Annotated in this window: 17 protein-coding genes; 4 read left to right on the top strand and 13 right to left on the bottom strand. The window is 71.3% G+C overall.

Annotation, left to right across the window (positions count from 1 at the left end; all coding sequences use genetic code 11):
- Positions 1-22: 22 nt before the first annotated feature.
- The 6 genes from ACWD38_RS20605 to ACWD38_RS20580 form a co-directional block, all read right to left on the bottom strand.
- On the bottom strand, positions 23-1,618 hold the full coding sequence (locus tag ACWD38_RS20605) for a dipeptide ABC transporter ATP-binding protein (protein WP_450124698.1): 1,596 nt from the start codon (positions 1,616-1,618) through the stop codon (positions 23-25).
- Positions 1,615-2,547: an ABC transporter permease gene (locus ACWD38_RS20600; RefSeq protein ID WP_184478253.1), complete on the bottom strand. Its 933-nt coding sequence runs from the start codon at positions 2,545-2,547 to the stop codon at positions 1,615-1,617. Before ACWD38_RS20600 ends, ACWD38_RS20605 begins: the two co-directional genes overlap by 4 nt.
- Positions 2,544-3,575 carry an ABC transporter permease gene (locus ACWD38_RS20595; protein ID WP_184478252.1) on the bottom strand — a complete coding sequence of 344 codons (1,032 nt, stop codon included), beginning with the start codon at positions 3,573-3,575 and terminating at the stop codon, positions 2,544-2,546. The genes ACWD38_RS20600 and ACWD38_RS20595 overlap by 4 nt, the downstream gene beginning before the upstream one ends.
- Before the next feature lie 3 nt (positions 3,576-3,578).
- Positions 3,579-5,360: an ABC transporter substrate-binding protein gene (locus ACWD38_RS20590; protein WP_450124697.1), complete on the bottom strand. Its 1,782-nt coding sequence runs from the start codon at positions 5,358-5,360 to the stop codon at positions 3,579-3,581.
- 425 nt (positions 5,361-5,785) lie between these two features.
- Positions 5,786-6,499 (bottom strand): Imm1 family immunity protein, encoded by a 714-nt coding sequence (locus ACWD38_RS20585; RefSeq protein ID WP_184478250.1) that lies wholly within the window; start codon positions 6,497-6,499, stop codon positions 5,786-5,788.
- A 268-nt stretch (positions 6,500-6,767) separates the two neighbouring features.
- Positions 6,768-7,391: a TetR/AcrR family transcriptional regulator gene (locus ACWD38_RS20580; RefSeq protein WP_184478249.1), complete on the bottom strand. Its 624-nt coding sequence runs from the start codon at positions 7,389-7,391 to the stop codon at positions 6,768-6,770.
- Positions 7,392-7,613: 222 nt separating this feature from the next.
- Here ACWD38_RS20580 and ACWD38_RS20575 point away from each other — a divergent pair, with 222 nt between their 5' ends.
- Positions 7,614-8,417 carry a sugar isomerase domain-containing protein gene (locus tag ACWD38_RS20575; RefSeq protein ID WP_184478248.1) on the top strand — a complete coding sequence of 268 codons (804 nt, stop codon included), beginning with the start codon at positions 7,614-7,616 and terminating at the stop codon, positions 8,415-8,417.
- Positions 8,418-8,485: 68 nt separating this feature from the next.
- On the opposite strand, the gene ACWD38_RS20570 is transcribed toward ACWD38_RS20575, so the two are convergent.
- The 4 genes from ACWD38_RS20570 to ACWD38_RS20555 form a co-directional block, all read right to left on the bottom strand.
- Complete coding sequence (locus ACWD38_RS20570) at positions 8,486-9,277, bottom strand: enoyl-CoA hydratase/isomerase family protein (RefSeq protein ID WP_246456719.1); 792 nt, start codon at positions 9,275-9,277, stop codon at positions 8,486-8,488.
- A 114-nt stretch (positions 9,278-9,391) separates the two neighbouring features.
- Positions 9,392-9,601 (bottom strand): helix-turn-helix domain-containing protein, encoded by a 210-nt coding sequence (locus ACWD38_RS20565; protein ID WP_009942935.1) that lies wholly within the window; start codon positions 9,599-9,601, stop codon positions 9,392-9,394.
- A 329-nt stretch (positions 9,602-9,930) separates the two neighbouring features.
- A complete protein-coding gene (locus ACWD38_RS20560; protein ID WP_184478247.1) occupies positions 9,931-11,559 on the bottom strand; it encodes an ABC-F family ATP-binding cassette domain-containing protein in 1,629 nt (542 codons plus the stop codon).
- A 238-nt stretch (positions 11,560-11,797) separates the two neighbouring features.
- Positions 11,798-12,466 carry an acVLRF1 family peptidyl-tRNA hydrolase gene (locus tag ACWD38_RS20555; protein ID WP_184478246.1) on the bottom strand — a complete coding sequence of 223 codons (669 nt, stop codon included), beginning with the start codon at positions 12,464-12,466 and terminating at the stop codon, positions 11,798-11,800.
- 161 nt (positions 12,467-12,627) lie between these two features.
- Here ACWD38_RS20555 and ACWD38_RS20550 point away from each other — a divergent pair, with 161 nt between their 5' ends.
- The gene (locus ACWD38_RS20550) at positions 12,628-13,929 is read left to right on the top strand and encodes an MFS transporter (protein ID WP_450124696.1); all 1,302 of its coding nucleotides are present in this window, start codon (positions 12,628-12,630) and stop codon (positions 13,927-13,929) included.
- 7 nt (positions 13,930-13,936) lie between these two features.
- Here ACWD38_RS20550 and ACWD38_RS20545 read toward each other — a convergent pair whose 3' ends face one another.
- Positions 13,937-15,511, bottom strand: coding sequence for a deoxyguanosinetriphosphate triphosphohydrolase family protein (locus ACWD38_RS20545; protein ID WP_450124695.1), 1,575 nt, complete (start codon positions 15,509-15,511; stop codon positions 13,937-13,939).
- 68 nt (positions 15,512-15,579) lie between these two features.
- Between ACWD38_RS20545 and ACWD38_RS20540 the strand changes: the two genes are divergently transcribed.
- Positions 15,580-16,779: a lycopene cyclase family protein gene (locus ACWD38_RS20540; RefSeq protein WP_450124694.1), complete on the top strand. Its 1,200-nt coding sequence runs from the start codon at positions 15,580-15,582 to the stop codon at positions 16,777-16,779.
- Positions 16,780-16,961: 182 nt separating this feature from the next.
- Positions 16,962-18,845, top strand: coding sequence for an EAL domain-containing protein (locus ACWD38_RS20535; protein ID WP_450124693.1), 1,884 nt, complete (start codon positions 16,962-16,964; stop codon positions 18,843-18,845).
- Positions 18,846-19,136: 291 nt separating this feature from the next.
- Here the strand turns inward: ACWD38_RS20535 and ACWD38_RS20530 are convergent, their stop codons facing one another.
- Together ACWD38_RS20530 and sufU are read right to left on the bottom strand one after the other, a co-directional pair.
- Complete coding sequence (locus ACWD38_RS20530; RefSeq protein WP_184478241.1) at positions 19,137-19,565, bottom strand: metal-sulfur cluster assembly factor; 429 nt, start codon at positions 19,563-19,565, stop codon at positions 19,137-19,139.
- A complete protein-coding gene (gene sufU, locus ACWD38_RS20525) occupies positions 19,562-20,023 on the bottom strand; it encodes a Fe-S cluster assembly sulfur transfer protein SufU (RefSeq protein WP_184478240.1) in 462 nt (153 codons plus the stop codon). The genes ACWD38_RS20530 and sufU overlap by 4 nt, the downstream gene beginning before the upstream one ends.
- Positions 20,024-20,027: the final 4 nt, after the last annotated feature.

Raw genomic sequence — 20,027 nt, 5'->3', positions numbered from 1 at the left:
CTCAGGCGGACGCTCCGGCCTCTCAGCCAGCCGGTCGCCGGTCCAAGGACGGCACGGCGGCGAGCAGCGTCTTCGTGTACTCGTGCTGGGGATCGAGCAGGACCTGCTCCACCGTGCCGAGCTCCACGATCTCGCCCTGGTACATCACCGCCACCCGGTCGGCGATGTTCCACGCCAGCCCCAGATCGTGCGTGATGACCAAAGTGGACAGTCCGCGTTCGACGCGCAACCGCAGCAGCAGCGCCAAGATCTCGCCGCGCACCGTCGCGTCCAGCGACGCCACCGGCTCGTCCGCGACGAGGACCTGCGGCGCCAGCACCAGCGCCCCGGCGATCACCACGCGCTGCCGCTGACCACCGGAGAGCTCGTGCGGGAACCGCGACAGGAACTTCGACGCGGGCCGCAGCTCGGCGGCCTCCAGCGCCTCGGTCACCTTCGCGGCCTCGTCGGCGACGTCGCCGTGGATGCGCAGCCCCTCCGCCACCGCCTCGTAGACGGTGTTGCGCGGGTTGAGCGCGCCGGTCGGGTCCTGCAGCACCAGCTGCACCTGCCGCCGGTACTCGCGCAGGCCCGCGCTGGTGGCGGGCAGCACCTTCCCGTCGAAGCGGACCGAACCCGACGTGGGCTGCTGCAGGCCGAGCAGCGTGCGCGCCAGCGTCGTCTTGCCCGAGCCGGACTGACCGACGAGGGCGACGATCTCGTCCGCACCGACCTCCAGGTCCACGCCGCGCACCGCCCGCACCGGCGGTCCGGAGCGGGCCGGGAAGCTCACCGACACGTCCTGCGCCGCCAGCAACGCCTCCCCGGCGCGCTGCGACGGATCGACCAGGCGGAACTTCGGATCGCCGACGGTGGGGAACGCGTCCGCCAGCGCGCGGCTGTGCTCGTGCTCCGGCGAGCCCATGACCTGCCGCGACGGCCCCTGCTCGACGATGCGGCCGTCCTGCATCACCGCGATGCGGGAGCAGCTCGCCGCCAGCACCGACAGGTCGTGGCTGATCATCAGCAGCGCGATGCCCCGCTCCGCGACCAGCCTGCCCAGCAGCGCCAGCACCTGGGCCTGCACGACCACGTCCAGCGCGGTAGTCGGCTCGTCGGCGATGATCAACCGCGGTTCGCAGGCCAGCGCCATCGCGATCATCACGCGCTGCTTCTGACCGCCGGAGAGCTCGTGCGGGTACGCGTCGGCGCGGCTCGCGGGCAGCTCCACCGATTCCAGCAACTCCGCGACCCGGCCGGTCAGGTCACCGGAAGCCGTGCCGTGCAGCCGCATCGGCTCCGCGATCTGGGCACCGACCGTGCGCACCGGGTTCAGCGCGTGCATCGCGCCCTGGAACACCACCGACGCCGTCGCCCACCGGGCCGCGCGCAGCTGCCCGAACGACAGGCTCCGCACGTCCTTCCCGTCGAGCAGCACGTCACCGCCGAGCACCGCCGAACGCGGCAGCAGGCGCAGCACCGACATCGCCAGCGTCGTCTTGCCGCAACCGGACTCCCCGGCGAGGCCGAGGGTGTCCCCCGCCTCCAGCTCCAGGTCCACGTCGCGCACCGCGGGCACCAGCCCGTCGGCGCTGCGGTAGGAGATCGACGTCTCCCGCAAGGTCAGGATCGGGCTCATCGCTTCTCCCGCAGCCTCGGGTTGAACACCGCTTCCATCGCCCTTCCGCACAGCGTGAAGCTCAGCACCACCAGCACGATCCCGATGCCCGGCGGCAGCAGGTACCACCAGGCGCCGCCGGTGACCGCGCCCGTGTCCATGGCCGACTTCAGCATCGAGCCCCACGACACCCGGCTCGGATCGCCGAGGCCGAGGAACGACAGCGTGGACTCCATGATGATCGCGCTGGCCACCGACAACGTGGTGTTCGCGAACACCAGCGGCAGCACCGCGGGCAGCACGTGCCTGCCGATGACGTGGCGATGCCCGCCGCCGAGCACCTTCGCCCGCTCGATGTAGGGCCGCGCCTCCACCGTCAACGTCTGCGCCCGCACCAGCCGGGCCGTCGTCGGCCACGAGGTCACGCCGATCGCGAGCACGATCGTCGGCAGCCCGCGCGCGAGCACCGTGGACAGCGCGATCGCCAGCACCAGCGCGGGCAGCACCAGGAAGAAGTCCGTGAACCGCATCAGCACCGTCGAGGTCCAGCCGCCGAAGTGCGCGGCGAGCACGCCCACGACGGTGCCGATCACCACCGACAGCACCGCCGCGGCCAGCCCGACCAGCAGCGACACCCGCGCGCCCCACCAGGTCAGCAGCAGCACGGAACGTCCCGACTCGTCGGTGCCCAGCCAGTTCGCCGCGCTCGGCGGCTGCAGCCCCTCGCCGGTCACCTTCGTGACGTCCAGCCCCGTCTGGTCGGTCAGCAGCGGCGCCAGCAGCGCCAGCGCGGCGATCAGCACCAGCAGCACCAGGCCGATCGCGCCGCCGCGGTCGGCGCGGAACACCCGCCACGACTCGGCCGCGGCGGCCCGGCGCCGGGCCCGCACGAGCTGCGCCGCCGTCGGCGCGGGCGATTCCTCCGGGGTCACGGGCTCGGTGGCCGTCATGCCGCACGCACCCTGGGGTCCAGGACCCGGTAGAGCAGGTCCGCCACCACGTTCATCACGATCACACTCCCCGCCAGCACGATGAACGTGCCCTGCAGCAGCGGCAGGTCCGGCACGCGCAACGCCTCGAAGGTCAGCAGCCCCAGACCGGGCCACGAGTACACCGTCTCCACCGTGATCGCGCCGCCGACCACCAGCCCCAGGTGCAGGAAGATCAGCGTCACGGTCGGCAGCAGCGCGTTCGGCACCGCGTGCCTGCGCCGCACCAGGTCCTCCCGCAGGCCCTTCGCGCGGGCCGTGGTGAGGTAGTCGGCGCCCATCTCCTCCAGCAGCGAGGAGCGCATCACCATCAGGTACTGCGCGTAGATCACCGCGACCATCGTCAGCGACGGCAGCACCAGGTGCCGCGCCACGTCCAGCACCTGCGGGATCAGCTCCGCCGGGGTGTCCGGCGAGGACATGCCGCCGACCGGGAACAGGCCGGGGATCGGGCCGACCCCGACGCCGAACACCATGAGCACGATCAGCCCGAGCCAGAACGTCGGCACCGACCACAGGGTGAGCGCGATCGACGTCGAGGCCTTGTCGAATCCGCTGCCGTGCCGCCACGCCGCGCGCGTGCCGATCCACAACCCGAGCACGACCGCCAGCACCGTCGCCGTGCCCACCAGCAGCACCGTCGGCCAGAACCGCTCGGCGATCAGCTCCGCCACCGGCCGGCTGTAGGTGTAGGAGGTGCCGAGATCACCGCGCAGCAGTGCGCCGAGGAAGTCCACGAACTGCTTCCACAGCGGCTGGTCCAGCCCGAACCGCTGCCGCAGCTGCTCGAGCTGCTCCGCCGAGACCGGGGCGCCGCGCGTCATGGTGCGCACCGGGTCTCCGGGCAGCACCCGGAACAGGAAGAACCCGAGCACCGCCACGAGGAACACGCTCACCAGCCCGCCACCGAGCTTGCGCGCCAGGTAGCCGGGCCAGCCGCCGCCGGAGCGGACGTGCTCCGCGCGTTCCTCGACCGTCACGTCGGCCATGCGTCACTCCCGTTCGTCGACGGTGGCTCGCCTGCGCCGCACCACCAGCACGATCACCGCACCGGCGACCACGACCACCCCGACCAGCACCAGCGCGGCCGTTCCGTAGTCGGTGTCCTGCGAGTTCATCGCGGCCGGGGTGGGTTGCGCGCCGTAGTAGCCCCAGTAGCCCTGCTGCCCGGTGATGACCCCTTCGGCCGCGGGTTGGGTGGTGAACCCGCTGTAGCGATCGCTGCGGTGGGCCTCCAGCGAGTTCTGGTAGTACAGCACCGATGCGGTCGCCTGGTCGTAGAACCGCTGCTGCGCCCGCTTGACCAGGTCGATCCGCTTCGCGGGGTCGAACTCGCCGAGCTGGCGCGCGTAGAGGTCGTCGTAGACCTGGTCGCACAGGAACGAGTCGGGCGTGCCGCCGCCTTCCGGGCTGGGCCGGGAGCCGCAGGTCTGCAGCCGCAGCACGTAGTCCGGATCCGGGTTCGCCGACCAGCCGGAGATCGCCAGGTCGAAGTCCCCCGCGGTGGTGCGGTCGTTGACCTGGTTGTCGGAAACCGGTTCGAGCTCCACGGCGATGCCGACGTCGGCGAGCCAGCGCTTCACGAACTCGCCGACCTGCGCGTCGGCGGAGGTGCTCGCGTGCAGCATGAACCCGAGGTTCAGCGGTTCACCCTGCGGTGTGCGGCGGATCCCGTCGGGTCCGCGGCGATATCCGGCCTCGTCGAGCTGCGCGTTGGCCGCGGCCGGGTCGAACCGGCGCGGTTGCTGCGGCGCCCAGTGGTAGTCGTCGAAGATCGGCGGCAGGTAGCCGCCGCCGACCTGCCCGTAGCCGGTGAGCACCCGGTCCACCAGGGCCTGCTTGTCGATGGCCTGGTCGATCGCGCGGCGCACCCGCACGTCCCGCAGCGCCGGGTGACCGGTGCCGATGGGGGCGCCCGCGCTGTTGGCCGCGCCCGGGTTGATCAGCATCTCGAAGAACCGGCGCCCCTGGCCCTGGACCTGCGCGACGTCGGGCTCGCCGGCCAGCGCGTCGAACTGCGCGGGGGTGAGCTTCTGCGCGACGTCCACCTCGCCCTTGCGCAGCGCTTGCACCGAGGCGTCGGTGTTCTTGAACTGCACGAACTGCAGCTCGGAGATCTTCGCCGGTCCCCGCCAGAACCGCGGGTTCGCGCGCAGCGTGGCGTACTGCTCCGGTTCGTACTCGGTGAGCTCGAACGGCCCGGAGCCCACCACCGGCATCCGGTCGTTGGCGAATCCGGCCACGTCCTCGACCTGCGACCACACGTGCTCGGGCACGATCGGCGCGTCGATCGCCAGCATCGTCGCCTGCGGCGTCTTGGTGCGGATCACCAAGGTGCTCTCGTCGGGCGCGGCGACCGACTCGAAGTTCTCCACGAAGTTGCCGTTCGCGGTGGCCGCGGCGGGGTCGTGCATCATCCGGTCGTAGGTGTAGGCCGCGTCCCGCGCCGTCACCGGCCGGCCGTCGGTCCACTGCACGCCGGGACGGATGTGGAAGGTCCAGGTCAGCTTGTCCGGCGAGGTCTCCCAGCTCTCGGCCAGCTCCGGGGTGACCGAGAAGTCCTGCGGGCTGTAGGTCGTCAGCGTCGGGTAGATCAGCCGGAACAGGTCGGTGGACGCCTGCAAGTAACCGAGGAACGGGTTGAGCGAGTCGATCTGCTGCGGCACCGCGACGCGCAGCTTCGCCGCACCACCCGTCGCGGGCTGCGCGACGGCGGCGTTCGGCACGAGCAACCCGGCCACGACGACCAGCGCAACGAGGATTCTCCGTCCCACGAAGCACCCACCCTTCTCCAGAAGTGAGGAGAAAGAACCATCCCCGGGTGCGTTTCGTCAATGCTCCACCGGCCGCGCCGCAGGACCGCTCACGGAGTGTGTACCCAACCGTTACGCAACACCGCCCCCAACGGCGCCCACCTGCACGATCAACGCAGTCCTTGATCTTGCCCGACCCCGGTACCGAAACCCACGAAGGGCAAGCGAAGCAAAGCCAGCCTCGCGGCCGAAGGCCGTGCCTGTATGTGCGAAGCACATAGCCCACGTCGAAAAAACGACCACCGGCGGGTTCTCAGGTGGCTTCTCGCGAGGACAGCTTTTTCCCTCGTGGCGGAGCCACTCGGGAAAAAGATCCCGCAGCGAGAAGACAGCTGAGGTTCCGCCACCCGACCACCAAAGCAAAAAGAGCCCAACGACGAGAAACGTCAGTGCTCGCCCCAGCGGGCCTGCTGCCACTGCAGCGCCTCCGGGCGGGCACCGTCGACGACGTACTCCATCAGCCCGGCGCGCAAGGCGCGGAACGGCAGCACGGAGTCCTTCGGGAACAGCAGCGCGCTGCCCGTGTCGAATCGCAGCTTCGGCGCGTCCGGCAGCGGCTCGGCGTTGCGGGTGTGCCAGGAGGTGAGGTCGCCCTCCTCGGACTCCTCGGTGTAGTTGAGCACCCCGGCCTCGGCCTCCGGATCGGTCACGACCCGCAGCTGCTGGTACGGCCCGGCGATCTCGTCGCTCTCGTACGGCCGGTCCCACACGTAGAGGTGCGCGGCCGCGCCCGCTGTCGGCGGCCGCAGCACCTTCTCCACCAGGGCGGCCTTGTCGTCGGAGGTCGTCGCGTAGTGGCGCTCGCCGTCGACGACCGCGGTGGCGACGGTGACGCCGAGCTCGGTGTTGCGCGCCCCCACGGCCTCCGAACGCAGCGCGTCCAGGCATTCCCGCGCTTCGCGCAAGGCCTTGATCGCGGCGCCCTGGTGCAGCACCAGCTCACCCCAGTACGGATGGCCGTGGATCTTGTTGAGCTCGCCGTAGACGGCGTTGGTGGACTCGATCAGCTTGTCCACCTGGTCCAGCGGAACGTCGGTGAGGCGGGCGAACACGACCGCCAGAGGTTCGACCGGGCCGTCTTGCAGAGGCGGATTCGACATGCCTTCGTTGCACCCCACGGGAGTCGATTCTGCTGTTCTCGCATGGACACGCCGCCGGTCATGATGCCAACCCGCTCGGCGCGCGCGGACAGCGGTACCGGGAGAACGAAGACTACCTGTCGTGATCTTGTGATCTCACAGCGCGGCCACTTCCCCGCCGCCGACCGCGAAACCGCAGCTCAGCGCACTCCCGCGAACAGCGGCGCGAGCACGAACGGACCGGCCGTCCCAGTGGGACGAGCGGTCCGTTCACCTGCTCGGCGGAAGGTCAGCTGGCCTGTCCGCGCAACAACCCGTCCGCGGGTTCCGCTTCGGCGGCCATGCCCAGCAACGACCGGCCCAGCGACTCCGGGTCGCCGAAACCGATCCGGCCCACCACGTCGTCGGGCAGGCTCAGCATCGACATCGCGACGCCCATCATCCCCGCCTCCAGCAGCCCGCCGCCGCGAGCCGAGATCGGCTCGCCCACCGCGGCGTGCAAGGTCACCGCCGAGTCCACCCCGGCCAAGGTCATCTCGCCGAGTGCGGCGCGGACCTGCGGGTTGCGCACCCCTTCCAGCTGCAGCTCGAACAGCGCCAGGAACTGCGAGCGGGCCGAGGTCGACATCCGGTGCAGCATCGCCACGTACAGCGTGCGCACGTCCGCGGCGGACACCCCGTCCGGCATCCCCTCGCGCAACCGGCGCATCGCCGCGGTGTGCTGATCGGCCATCCGCCGTGCGACCGCGACGTACAGGGAGTCGCGGCTGGCGTGGTAGTTCTTGGTGGTCCCCTCGGGGAAACCGGCTTCGCGGTCCACCGCCCGATGGGTGAGGCCACGACCCCCTTCCCGCGCCAGCACCTCGATCGCGGCGTCGGCGAGCTGGACCCGACGATTCCTACGCTGCGGCATGCAACCCCTGTGATCCTGCGTCGACACGTCTCTCCCCTGGTGCCGGTCCCGAGCGGCAGCCGCCCTCCAGACTGACACCACAGAGTAATCATTGTAGCGCGAGAGTGATCACCGCCTCGCGATCAACACGACGACGAGCCGCGCGGAAATCGTCGGTTGCCGCCGCACCCGCAACTGGTATAGACCTGCAGAGTTCCGCAGTTCGCACCCAGGAGTCCACGCATGCCCGACAATCCCGACACCGGCCGAACCGACACCGCGGCGCCCGCTGCACCGGCCGCGGCGCCGACACCGGCCGTGACCGGACCGCACCACGCCGAACCGACCCTCGCCCACCTGCGCAAGATCGGCGAGCACAACGCGGCCGCGCTGCGCGACGCCGCGCGAGCGCTGCTCGGCTGCGTGCGCGAGGACGGCCTGGTGTTCACCGCCGGTGCCGGGCACTCGCTCGCCGGGGTCATGGAGTCCTTCTACCGGGCCGGCGGCCTCGCCGCGGTGCGCCCGCTCTACCACCCGGACCTGCTGCCGCTGCACGGAGCGGTGGCCTCGACCGCCACCGAACGCACCAGCGGACTGGCCGCACGAGTGCTCGACGAGGCCGCGTTCCGCGGCGGCCGGGACGCGCTGGTCGTGTTCTCCAACTCCGGGGTGAACCCGTACCCCGTCGAGCTCGCCGCCACCGCCTCGGCCACGGGCTCCGCGGTCATCGCGATCACCTCCCCGCTGGCCAGCGCGGACGCCCCGCTGCGGGCGGGCACCACGCTCGCGGCGCAGGCCGGGATCGTGCTGGACACGCTGGTCCCCGGCGGCGACGCCAGCTATCCGCCCGCCGCGCCCGTCACCGCGCCGCTGTCCTCGCTGGCCAACGCCTACCTGTGGAACATGCTGCTGGTGGAGCTGCACGACGCGGCGAAGCGGGAGGGCGTGGAGCTCCCGGTGTGGCGCAGCGCCAACACCATCGGCGGCGACGAGGCGAACAAGGCCAACCTCGCGCACTACGGAGCCCGCGTTCCGGGCCTGACCTGATCCGACACAGCGAAGCCGGTCCCGCGACCAGCGGGACCGGCTTCGAGTTGAAGATCGAGCGCGGCGGCTCAGCCGCCGAGAAGTCCTGCGAGCTCCGCGATCCGGCGGATCTGCGCGGCGCGTTCCGCGGCGAGCTGCTGCTCCGGATCCACGACCTCGTCGGCCTGGGCCAGCAGCGCCAGCGTTTCCCGCACCGCGCCCTCCGGCGGCGCGCTCACCGCTTCCACGAAGCGGTCCACCGCGGAGTCCAGTTCGTCGGCGGCGACCACCGAGTTCGCCAGGCCGATGCGCTGCGCCTCCTCGGCCGTCACGTCCCTGCCTGTCACGCAGATCTCCACCGCGCGCGAGTAGCCGACGGCGCGCACCAGCGGCAGCGTGCCGCCGAGGTCCGGGACCAGGCCCAGCCCGGTCTCGGCCATCCGCAGCTTCGCGTCCTCGGTGAGCACGCGCAGGTCGCAGGCCAGTGCGAGCTGGAACCCCGCGCCGATGGCATGTCCCTGCACGGCCGCGATGGTGACCCGATCCGGCTCGCGCAACCAGCTGAACCCCTGCTGGAAGGTGGCGATGTCGGCGTCGGCCTCTTCGGTGGGACGCTGCACCAGCGACATCAGGCCGGGCGCACCGTCGACGTCATCGACCCCGAACAACCTCTTGTCCAGTCCGGCGGAGAACGCGCGCCCCCGCCCGCGCACCACCACGACCCGCACTTCCGGGTCCAGGGACTGGCCGATCTCGCGCAGCGCCGCCCACGTCACCGGCGTCTGCGCGTTGAGCTTGTCCGGGCGATCGAGTGTGATGGTGGCGCGCCGACCCTGGACCGTGAGCCCCACACCGCCACGGTCCAGAAGGTCGGCGTCCATCCTCGACTGCTCCAAGCGGGCCTCCATCAGTTCTGCGTTGACCGGACGGGAATCGCGCAAGACGTTACCCGCCGGTCGAAAACGGACCGCATCGAACCGATCATGCCCGCCGAGTCACTTCTTCTTGGTACGCGTCGCACCCCCACGGCCGCGCAGCTGCACGCCCGACTCGCTCAGCACCCGGTGCACGAACCCGTAGGAACGCCCGGTCGCCTCGGCAAGGGCGCGAATGCTCGCTCCCTTCTCGTATTTCTTCTTCAGGTCACTGGCAAGCTTGTCCCGGGCGCTCCCTGTAATTCGCGCACCCTTCTTCAGGTCAGCCACAGTGTCCCCGCCTTCCCTCCGAACAGGTCGGGCCGCTCGCGACCCCTGTCGTCGCAATGATCGAACAGGACGGCCGTAAACGCCAGGCGATCATGCAAAAAGATCGCCCAACGGTTGAGATCGAGAGGCTGCGATCACCGGAATGCGCTCGACCGATCGGTCTAGCCGTCTCGCGACATCCGGCGGTGAAGACCGCCATCCCACAGCATTTTCGCTGTTCAGAGCGTTGTTACGGAGAGAGATCAGCTGCCGGTCGCCGACGGTGACGACCGCCCGTCGCAGCAGGTCATGATCCGTTACATGAGCCGCGGGGTGGGAAAAACCACTCGTCAGGCGAGTTGCACTAGCTCCAAGTAATCAGCCGACCAGTGGTCCTCGGTCCCGTCGGGCAACAGGATCACCCGTTCCGGCTCCAACGCCTCCACGGCACCGGGATCGTGCGTGACGAGGACGACCGCTCCGCTGAAACTGCGCAGCGCATCGAGGACCTGTTCGCGGCTGGCGGGGTCGAGGTTGTTCGTCGGTTCGTCCAGCAGCAGCACGTTCGCCGCGCTGGAAACCAGGCCCGCGAGCGCCAGCCGGGTCTTCTCGCCGCCGGAGAGCGTGCCGGCGGGCTGGTCGAGCTGCTCACCTCGGAACAGGAAGGTGCCGAGCAGGGTGCGCAGCTGCTGCTCGGGGGTGTCGGGGGCGGCGCTGCGGATGTTCGACCACACGCTGGCGTCGTGGTCGAGGGTCTCGTGCTCCTGCGCGTAGTAGCCCACGCGCAGGCCGTGACCGGGGACCATGGCGCCCGCGTCGGCTTCTTCCATGCCGCCGAGCAGCCGCAGCAGTGTCGTCTTGCCCGCGCCGTTGAGGCCGAGCACCACGACCTTGGCGCCCCGGTCGATCGCCAGGTCGACGCCGCTGAAGATCTCCAGCGAGCCGTAGGACTTCGACAGCCCGCTCGCGGTCAGCGGGGTCCGCCCGCAAGGCGCGGGGTCGGGGAAGCGGATCTTCGCGACCTTGTCGTCGACCTGCTCGTCCTCCAGGTCGTTGACGAGCTTCTCCGCGCGGCGGGCCATGTTCTGCGCGGCGACGGCCTTGGTGGCCTTGGCGCGCATCTTGTCGGCCTGCGCCATGAGCACGGAGGCCTTCTTCTCCGCGTTGGCGCGTTCCCGGCGGCGGCGCTTCTCGTCGGAGGCCCGCGCTTCCTGGTAGCGCTTCCAGTCCATGTTGTAGACGTCGGCCTCGCCCCGGACCGCGTCCAGGAACCAGACCTTGTTCACCACGTCGGCCAGCAGTTCCACGTCGTGGCTGATGACCACGAGCCCGCCGTCGTGGGAGCGCAGGAACTCGCGCAGCCAGTTGATGGAGTCGGCGTCGAGGTGGTTCGTCGGCTCGTCGAGCAGCAGCGTCGTCGCCGACCTGCCGCCGGGGCCCGCTTCGGAGGCGGCGAACAGGATGCGGGCGAGCTCGACGCGCCTGCGCTGACCACCGGAGAGCGTCTGCAGCGGCTGTTCGAGGATGCGATCGGCCAACCCGAGGTTGGAGCAGATCCGGCCCGCTTCGCTCTCGGCCGCGTAGCCGCCGCGAGCGGAGAACCGCTCCTCCAGCTTGCCGTAGCGGTTGATGGCCTTGTCCCGCTGGCGGTCGTCGGCCAGCTCGGCCATCTCGGTCTGCGCCTTCTCCATGTCGCGCAGCAGCTTGTCGAGGCCGCGGGCGGAGAGCACCCGCTCCTTCGCGGAGACCGACAGGTCCCCTTCGCGCGGGTCCTGCGGCAGGTAGCCGAGTTCGCCGCGGCGGATGAGCTCACCGGCGTAGGGCTCGCCTTCCCCGGCGAGCACGCGCAGCGTCGTCGTCTTGCCCGCACCGTTGCGGCCGACGAGGCCGACGCGGTCACCGGGCTGCACGCGCAGCGTGGCGCCGGAGAGCAGGATGCGCGAACCCGCGCGCAGTTCAAGGCCCGTGGCAGAGATCAAGGAAGGCTCCGAAGACGTAGTGGTCGAGCGAGTTCACGAAAAAGCCCACCGCTGGCCGGTGACGGCCGGAATCGGATGGGCCGAGAACGTCGCCGCTAATCAGCGGAGACGGTTGTGCGCGGCCCTCGCAGGCGGAGTTTCGCCGCGCACTTCTTCGTTGCGCGCTTGCTCACCACGTCCCCAGTGTAGCGGTCGGTCCCTCGTCACCGGCGTGCACTCCGCCACGAGCGACCGGTCGTCACGCTTCGTGGATGCGGACCTCGACGGCGATCGCGCGTTCGGCGGCGTCGTCGAGGATCGATCGGCGGGGCTCGGGCACGTCGAGCACGCGGGGTTCGGCACCGGCCAGCAGGTCGCGCAGCTTCGGTTCGGCGCGCAACGCCTCCAGCGCCCGGCGGTCGCCGCCGAGCACCACGGCGTCGAGCCGGTCGCGTTCGGGCAGCAGCACGCGCGCGACGTCGGCGGCGGCGGATTCCAGCGAGCGCCGCGCCTGGCCTTCGCGGCGCCGGGCGAACCGCTGCTGGGACTGCCCGCCCGCCTTGTTCCGGCCGTGCACGAGGTGCCGGTCGGTGGAGGAGACCTCGACGGTGCCCGCGCGGGCGATCCCGACGCTGTGCGCGCCGAGGCGCACCAGCACCAGTCCGATCCGCCGCGGCACGCGCACGTGCTCGACCAGCGGGCCGACCGCGAGACCGGGGTGCTCACCGTGCGGGCCGGGCAGCTGCTCGAACGGCACCTCCACGACCGCGGTGGCGCCGTCGGTGGCGGTGACCGCCACGCGGCGCGCGGCGAGTTCGGTGCGCGCGATGCCGCCGTGGCGGGTGCCGAACCGCTCGAACCAGCCCGCCAGCCGCTCCGGTGGCACCGGGACCGCGCGTCCACCGCCGGCCAGTTCCCTGCCTCGCATGCCCCCATCCCAGCACGCGGGTGCGCTCGCGGCGGCGGGCATTCGGCGCAGTGCCGGATTTTTTCCGTTCGCACCCTTGCCCCGGCGGTCGCCGCCTCATTAACGTGCTCGGACTTACAGCGTTAGTTATCTGGGACACACCACCCGAAGGGCGCGTCGCGATGGCTCCTCCTCCCTCCAGCGCCCGCCGGGTCGCTGCGGCCGGCCTGATCGGCACGACCATCGAGTGGTTCGATTTCTTCATCTACGGAACCGCCGCCGCGCTCGTGTTCAACCGGTTGTTCTTCCCCGAGTTCGAACCGGTCGCGGGCACCGTGGCCTCCTTCGCGACGTTCGCGGTCGGGTTCATCGCCCGGCCGCTGGGCGGCGTCCTGTTCGCGCACCTCGGTGATCGCCACGGCCGCAAACCCGTGCTGGTCGCCTCCCTGCTGCTGATGGGGCTGGCGACCGTCCTGATGGGCGTGCTGCCGACCTACGACACGATCGGCGTGGCCGCTCCGCTGCTGCTCACGGTGCTGCGGTTCGCCCAAGGGATCGGCGTCGGCGGCGAATGGGGCGGCGCGGCGCTGATGGCCGTGGAACACGCCCCGGAGCACCGGCGCGGCTTCTACGGCAGCTGGCCGCAGATCGGCGTGCCCGCCGGGTTGTTGCTGGGCAACCTCACGTTCTCCGCGCTGTCGGCGGGCCTGACCGAGGCCGAATTCCTCGCCTGGGGCTGGCGGGTGCCGTTCCTGTGCAGCGCGCTGCTCATCATCGTCGGGTTCGTCATCCGGCTGCGGATCAGCGAGAGCCCCGTGTTCCAGCGGGCCGCGCAGCGGCAGCACCACACCCGCACCCCGGTGCTCGACGTGCTGCGCGAACACCCGCGCGTCGTGGCGCTGGCCGCCGGGTCCTTCCTCGCCACGAACGCGACCTTCTACGTGGGCACCACCTGGATCGTCGCCTACACGACGAACACCCTCGGCTACGAGCGGACCTCGATCCTGAACGCGAACGCACTGCTGAGCTTCGTCGACATCCCGCTGATGCTGGCGTTCGGCCTGCTGTCGGACCGCATCGGGCGCCGCGGCATGTCGATGGCGGGCATGGCCGGGCTGGCGGTGTTCGCGGTGCCGTACTTCCTGCTGGTCGACAGCGGTTCGATCATGCTGTTCCTGCTCGGCGGGATCGTCGTGCAGGTGTGCCGGACCGCGGTGTACGGGCCGCAGTCGGCGTACTTCTCCGAACTGTTCAGCACCCGCTTCCGCTACAGCGGCGCTTCGCTGGCCTACCAGCTCGCGGCGATCCTCGGCGGCGGGCTGGCGCCGATGATCTGCACCGCCCTCTACGGCTGGACCGGGTCGTCGATGGCCATCGCCGGGTACGTGGTGGTGCTGTGCCTGATCTCGTTCGGCTCCAGCTACCTGCTGGCCGAGACGTTCCGCAAGGGCCTCACCGACGATCCCGCCCCCGCCCGGACGTGACCGGACCTCAGATGGAGATCTCCGAGAACAGCCGCGTGGTCCGGCCGGAAAGGGCTTCCAGCAAGGAGGCGGCCTGGTCATCGGTGAGCGAGGCGACGAAGTCGATCACCGCCCGGCCGCGGGCGCGGCGCTCCAGGTCTTCACCGCTGATCTCGTCGCCGTCGGGCGCGAGCGCGACGGGATCCGTCGAGCGCAGCCTGCCGAACTCCTCGCGCGCCCGGTCGAACAGGTCGCGGAGCCGGTGCGGCAGCCGCGCCGCCTCGCTGCGGTCGATCAGCCACGAGTCCAGCGCCGTGACCAGCTTCGTCAGCAGGCGGTCCTGGCCGCGCTGATGCAGCGCCAGGTCCGGCCGCTGCAGCACGAAGCGGCGGTGCACGAACTTCAGCACCTGCACCTCGTGCCACTGCTCGGGCCCCAGCGACACGTGACCCGAGCGCACCGTCGGCCGCCGCTCGACGCGCACCCCTTCGACCAGCCTGCGGGTCCACTCGCCGGAGAACACCGCCACCGCCTGCTCGGCCTGCTTCGAGCGGTCGAACGGAGCTCGCAGCAGCTTCGTCACCAGCTCGTCGAGGACCTTCCGCACCGCCTGGGTGAAGGCCTCGTCGGAGGCGATCCAGGAGTCCTTCGCGTGCAGCCTGCGCCGCAGCCGCTCCAGCGACCGGCCCGCCAGGTGCTCGGTGCGGGCGAGCTCGGCGTCGCCCAGCGCGGCCAGCTGCACCTGGTGGGCGAGCCACTCGACGAGCTCGTTCGACACGGTGGTGTGCTGCAGGATGCCGACCCGGTGGAAGTCCTCCAGGTCGTGGATGGCGTAGGCGATGTCGTCGGCGGTGTCCATCACGGACGCCTCGACGGTCTGCTGCCAGCTCTCCACCAGGCCGCGGAACGCCGAACGGCAGTCGCGCATGTCGTCGAGCTCGGTGACGTAGCAGGAGAACTTCGCCGACCCGGTGCCCGGCGCCTCGTCCGGCTCCGACGCCCCGCGCGGCGGCACCCGCAGGTCGCGCGGGTGCGGGGACGGGCGGTGCAGCCGCGTCCAGGGGTACTTCAGCAGCGCCCCGCGCACCGCCGCGGTGAGGTCGAGCCCGTCGCCGGATCCGCCGGGGTCGCCGCGCACGTCGATCGAGCTGACGATGCGGAACGACTGGGCGTTGCCCTCGAAGCCGTCCCGCAAGCCGTAGTCGACGCGCGCGATCCGGTCCAGCACGGTCTCGCCGAGGTGCCCGAACGGCGGATGCCCGAGGTCGTGAGCCAGCCCGGCGGCCTCCACGACGTCCAGGTCGCACCCGCCGAGCTCGTCCATCGCGGCCGCCGCGTCGGGTTCCGCGCGCAGCCGCTCGCCGATGGCCCGCGCCACCTGCGCCACCTTCAAGCTGTGCGTGAGCCGGTTGTGCAGCAGCATTCCGGAGCCGCTGGGGCTCACGACCTGCGTCACGCCGCCGAGGCGCGCGAAGAACGCCGAGCTCGACACCCGGTCCCGATCCGCCCGGAACGGGCTCGTCGCCAGATCCGACGCCGGGCGACCGTTGCGGAGGGGGTCGCTGCGGCGGGAGGTTCGCTCGACCGGCGGATCGGTTCGCATGTCCGGCACGTTAGCGCCGCCCGGCCGTGCGGCGGCACCCGCACCCGCCGTGATCTGATGCTCGCGTGGTGGACGTGCTCATCGTGGGGGCGGGGCCCGCGGGCCGGGCGGTGGCGGCGGCGTGCGCCGACACCGGACTGGCCACGACCGTGGTGGATCCGGCGCCGCGCCGGGGCTGGCCGCACACCTACGGCTCGTGGCTCGACGAGCTGCCCGCGGCGGTGCCGCACTCGGCGCTGGGGTCCGTGACGGCCAGCATGCGCACCTTCGGTACCTCCCCGCACGAGCTGGCCAGGCCGTACGCGGTGCTGGACAACTCCGCGCTGTGGAAGCACCTGTGGCGCCCCGACGTGCAGGACGTCACCGGCCGCGTCGTGGGCGCCGAGCACGGTCCCACCGGTTCGACGGTGCACCTCAAGGACGGCCGGAGGCTCGCGGCGGCCACCGTCATCGACGCCACCGGTGCCGCGCGGGTGCTCTCCGGGGGCCGCCCGTCCCGGACTGCGGCGCAGCAGTCCGCGGTGGGCGTCGTGCTGGATTCGGCGGCGGTGCAACCGCTGTGCCCGGAGGGGTCCGGGGTGTTCATGGACTGGCGTTCCGCGCCCGACACCCGCGGCGGCTGGCCGACGTTCCTGTACTGCGTCCGGTTCGGTTCCGGGCAGGTGCTGCTGGAGGAGACCTCGCTGGCCCGGCGGCCCGCGATGCCGCTGACGCTGCTGCGCAGGCGGTTGCACGGGCGGCTCGCCGCGGCCGGGATCACCGTGCCCGACGACGCCGCCGAGGAGCGGGTGCGGTTCCCGGTGGACGACCCGATCCCGCTGCCCGGCCGGGTGGTGCCGTTCGGCGCCTCGGGCGGGCTGGTGCACCCGGCCAGCGGTTTCAGCGTGGCGTCCGCGCTGCGGCAGGCCCCTTGGGTGGCGGGAGCGCTGAGCGCGGGGCTGACCTCCGGCCCGGCCAAGGCCGCGAAGGCCGCCTGGTCGATCTTGTGGCCCCCGCGCGCGATGGCGACGCACGCCCTGCGCAGGCGTGCGCTGCGCGCGCTGCTCACGTTCCCGCCGTCGCTGGTGCCGGACTTCTTCGAGGTGTTCTTCTCCCTCCCGGAGGCCGACCAGGCCGCGTTCCTCGCGGCCGATCACGACCCCGCCCGGACGGCGGCGGTGATGACGGCGCTGTTCCGCCGAGCCCCTTGGCCCGTCCGGCGCAGGCTGGTCGCGGGCGGTTTCGGTCCCGGTGGCGGCGAGGCGCAGCACGGCTTCGGCGGCCTCTGACCCGCCGGACGCGGACGAGCAGCACGTCAGGACGTTGTGTGAGTTCCCACAACGGGTGGGCGAGTTGTGTGCTCCGGCCCCGGTGGGCGCGCTAGGTTGGCGGTCGGCAATGCCCGTCGTCCCCAGGCGAGGAGCAGCTGAGATGTCGGTGAACAGGTCGTGAACCCGCTCGATGGAGAGCCATGAGTGCAGGCAGCATCGACCCCGTGCTCGCGCTGGTCAACGAAGTGCGCTTCGCGTTCCAGCCCCTGATCAACGTGAAGACCGGTGCCATCGTCGCGGTGGAAGCGCTCGCCCGGCCCACCGGTGGGGACGTCCATGACCTGTTCCGGGAGGCCGCACGGCACCGCAAGCTCACCGAGCTCGACATCGAACTGGCTCGGGCCGCGATCACCGCGGCCGCGGATCACGAGACGCTGTTACCCCTGCACCTGAACATCTTCGGCGGCACCGTCACCCACGACCTGCCCCGGCTCCAACTGGTGCTGGACCGGTTGCGCGAAGTGGGCCGCCGCGAGCAGGAAGTGACCTTGGAGATCGGTCCGCCGTTCGCGCGGCTGGACCCCGTCCAGCTGGTCGAAGGCGTGCAGTCCCTCAAGTCGGACGGGTTCCAGATCGCCGTGGACGGCGTCGGTGACGGCGACGTGCCGCTGACGCTGATCGCGGACATGGAACCCGGCATGGTCAAGCTGGACCGCGGCGTGGTCAGCGGTCTGCCGGATTCGGCGCCGCGGCGCGCGGTGCTCGAATCGGTGCGGCACCTGTGCGAGGCCGCGAACGCGGACCTCGTCGCCGAAGGCGTGGAGAACGACCGGCAGCTCTCGGCGCTGCGGCGCACCGGGGTGCGGCTGGTGCAGGGCAACCTGCTGGCCCCGGCCGCGCGCCGGCCACCGACGACGATCACCGTTCCGGGAGTGGCCGCCGAGGTCACCGACCCGTCCGGGCAGCCGGTGAACACGCTCGCGGCCGGGCCGCGCGTCACCGAGTTCCTCTCCCCCGCCACCCTGCTGTCGGTCGACGCGACCGCGGACAAGGTGCGCGGCGTCCTCGCCGACCACCCCGAGATCAGCGGCGTGGTGCTGGTCGACGAGCACAACCGCCCGCAGTTCACCATCGACCGCAACCGGTTCCTGCTCGCCGTCACCGGCCCGTACGGGCACGCGCTGCACGCGAAGCGGCCCGCCTCGCGGCTCGCGGACGAACCGCGGATGGTCACCACCGCGACCACCGCCATGGAGGCGTTGAGCCTGGTCACCCGCTCCGACCAGTACCGGATGTACGACGACGCGATCGTCGTCGACGAGGCCGGCCGCTGCTTGGGCGCGGTGCGCGCCGGGCACCTCATCCGCGGCATGGCGGACCTGAAGGTGGAGGAGGCCGCGGCGCTGAACCCGCTGACGCGGCTGCCCGGCAGCGACGCCATCGCCAGGGACGTCGGCAGGCGCATCGCCGCCGGTGACGTGTTCGCGGTGAGCTGGCTGGACATCGACGGCTTCAAGTCCGTCAACGACAGCGTCGGGTTCTCCGCGGGCGACGACCTCATCCGCACGATCGGGCGGGTGCTGACCGATGCGGCCACCTCGCTGACCTCGGTGACCGTGGGGCACGTCGGCGGGGACGACTTCCTGCTGGTGGCCGACCTGGACGATCTGGTGCCGCTGTCGGAACTGCTGCTCGATCCGGAGCGGGAGGCCGGTGGGGTGCGGGTGACGCTGTCGCTGGCGACGCTGGTGTGCACGCAGAGCACCGTGAGCACCTACGACGAGGTGTCGCGGATGCTGGCGCCGCTCAAGCAGGACGCGAAGGCGCTGACCGGATCGAGCTGGGTGATGTCCCGCCCCGGTTCGGAGCACGTCGACGTGCTGCGCGGCAAACCGCAGTCCCAGCAGCCCCCGCCGTCGTTCCCCGGACCGGCGACGATGCCGCCACCCGGCTTCGCACCCGGCTCCGGCCCACCGCCGCCCGCCGGACCAGGAGGCTCCGCCGACCCGTCGGCGATGCACTTCCCCACCGAGGACCCGGACCCGGACCTGCCCCAGGCCCGATCCCAAGCCCCACGCCGCTGAGCAGGGAGCCCGGAAACCCGACCGGAAAACACTGATCGCCCTTGGCACAAGCCAGGGGCGATCGGCGACTACACGTCGACAAGAAAGATTTTCATCGTTTGTCCTGTCAGCGGCGAAGCCGCTGAGCCGCGACCCCGCACGCAACCGGCACCGCGGCGGGTTCTCAGCGGCCTTCTCGCGAGGACAGCCATTTCGCTGAGTAGAGGGCTACTTGAGAAATGGATCCCGCAGCGAGAAGGCCGCTGAGGTTCCGCTACCCGACCCGCTAAGCACAGCGAGCCGAAATCAAGATCAGACCGTGAAGCCGAGGGCCCGCAGTTGTTCGCGGCCTTCCTCGGTGATCTTCTCCGGTCCCCACGGCGGCATCCACACCCAGTTGATGCGGAAGTCGCTGACCAGGCCGCCGCCGGGACCGCCGGTGAGCGCGGAGCGGGCCTGCTCCTCGATCACGTCGGTCAGCGGGCAGGCCGCGGAGGTCAGCGTCATGTCCACCGTGGCGCTGTTGTCCTGCTCGACGCGGACGTCGTAGACGAGACCGAGGTCGACGACGTTGATCCCGAGCTCGGGGTCGACGACGTCGCGCAGCGCCTCCTCCACGTCTTCCAGCGCGGCGAGTTCCGCCGCCGGGGCCGGGGGCTCCGGCAGGTTCTCGGCGCCGCGCGCCACGTCGGTGGCCGCGCCCGCGGCGGCCTCGTCCTGCACGTCGGTCTGCTCTGTCATGACGCTCCCACCTCGTCGACGACGCGCGAAACGGCGTCCTTGAAAGCCATCCACCCCAGCAGCGCGCACTTCACGCGCGCCGGGTACTTCGCCACACCGGCGAACGCGATGCCGTCCTCCAGGACGTCCTCGTCGGGCTCGACCTTGCCGCGGCCCTGCATGAGCTCGCTGAAGGCGGCCTGCCGCTGCATGGCCTCCTTCACCGGCTTGCCGACCACGAGGTCGGTGAGCACCGAGATCGAGGCCTGGCTGATCGAACAGCCCTGCCCCTCGTAGGAGACGTCCTCGACGATCGCGTCGAGGCCGCTGCCCGCCAACCGGACGCGCAACGTCACCTCGTCCCCGCACACCGGGTTGACCTGCGAGGACTCCGCGTCGAACGGGTCCCGCAGGCCGTGCCCGTGCGGGTTGCGGTAGTGGTCCAGGATGATCTCCTGGTACATCTGTTCGAGCTGCATCACA

The sequence above is a fragment of the Saccharopolyspora sp. NPDC002578 genome, from assembly GCF_053592695.1.
This window is presented reverse-complemented; position numbering and strand designations above follow the sequence as displayed.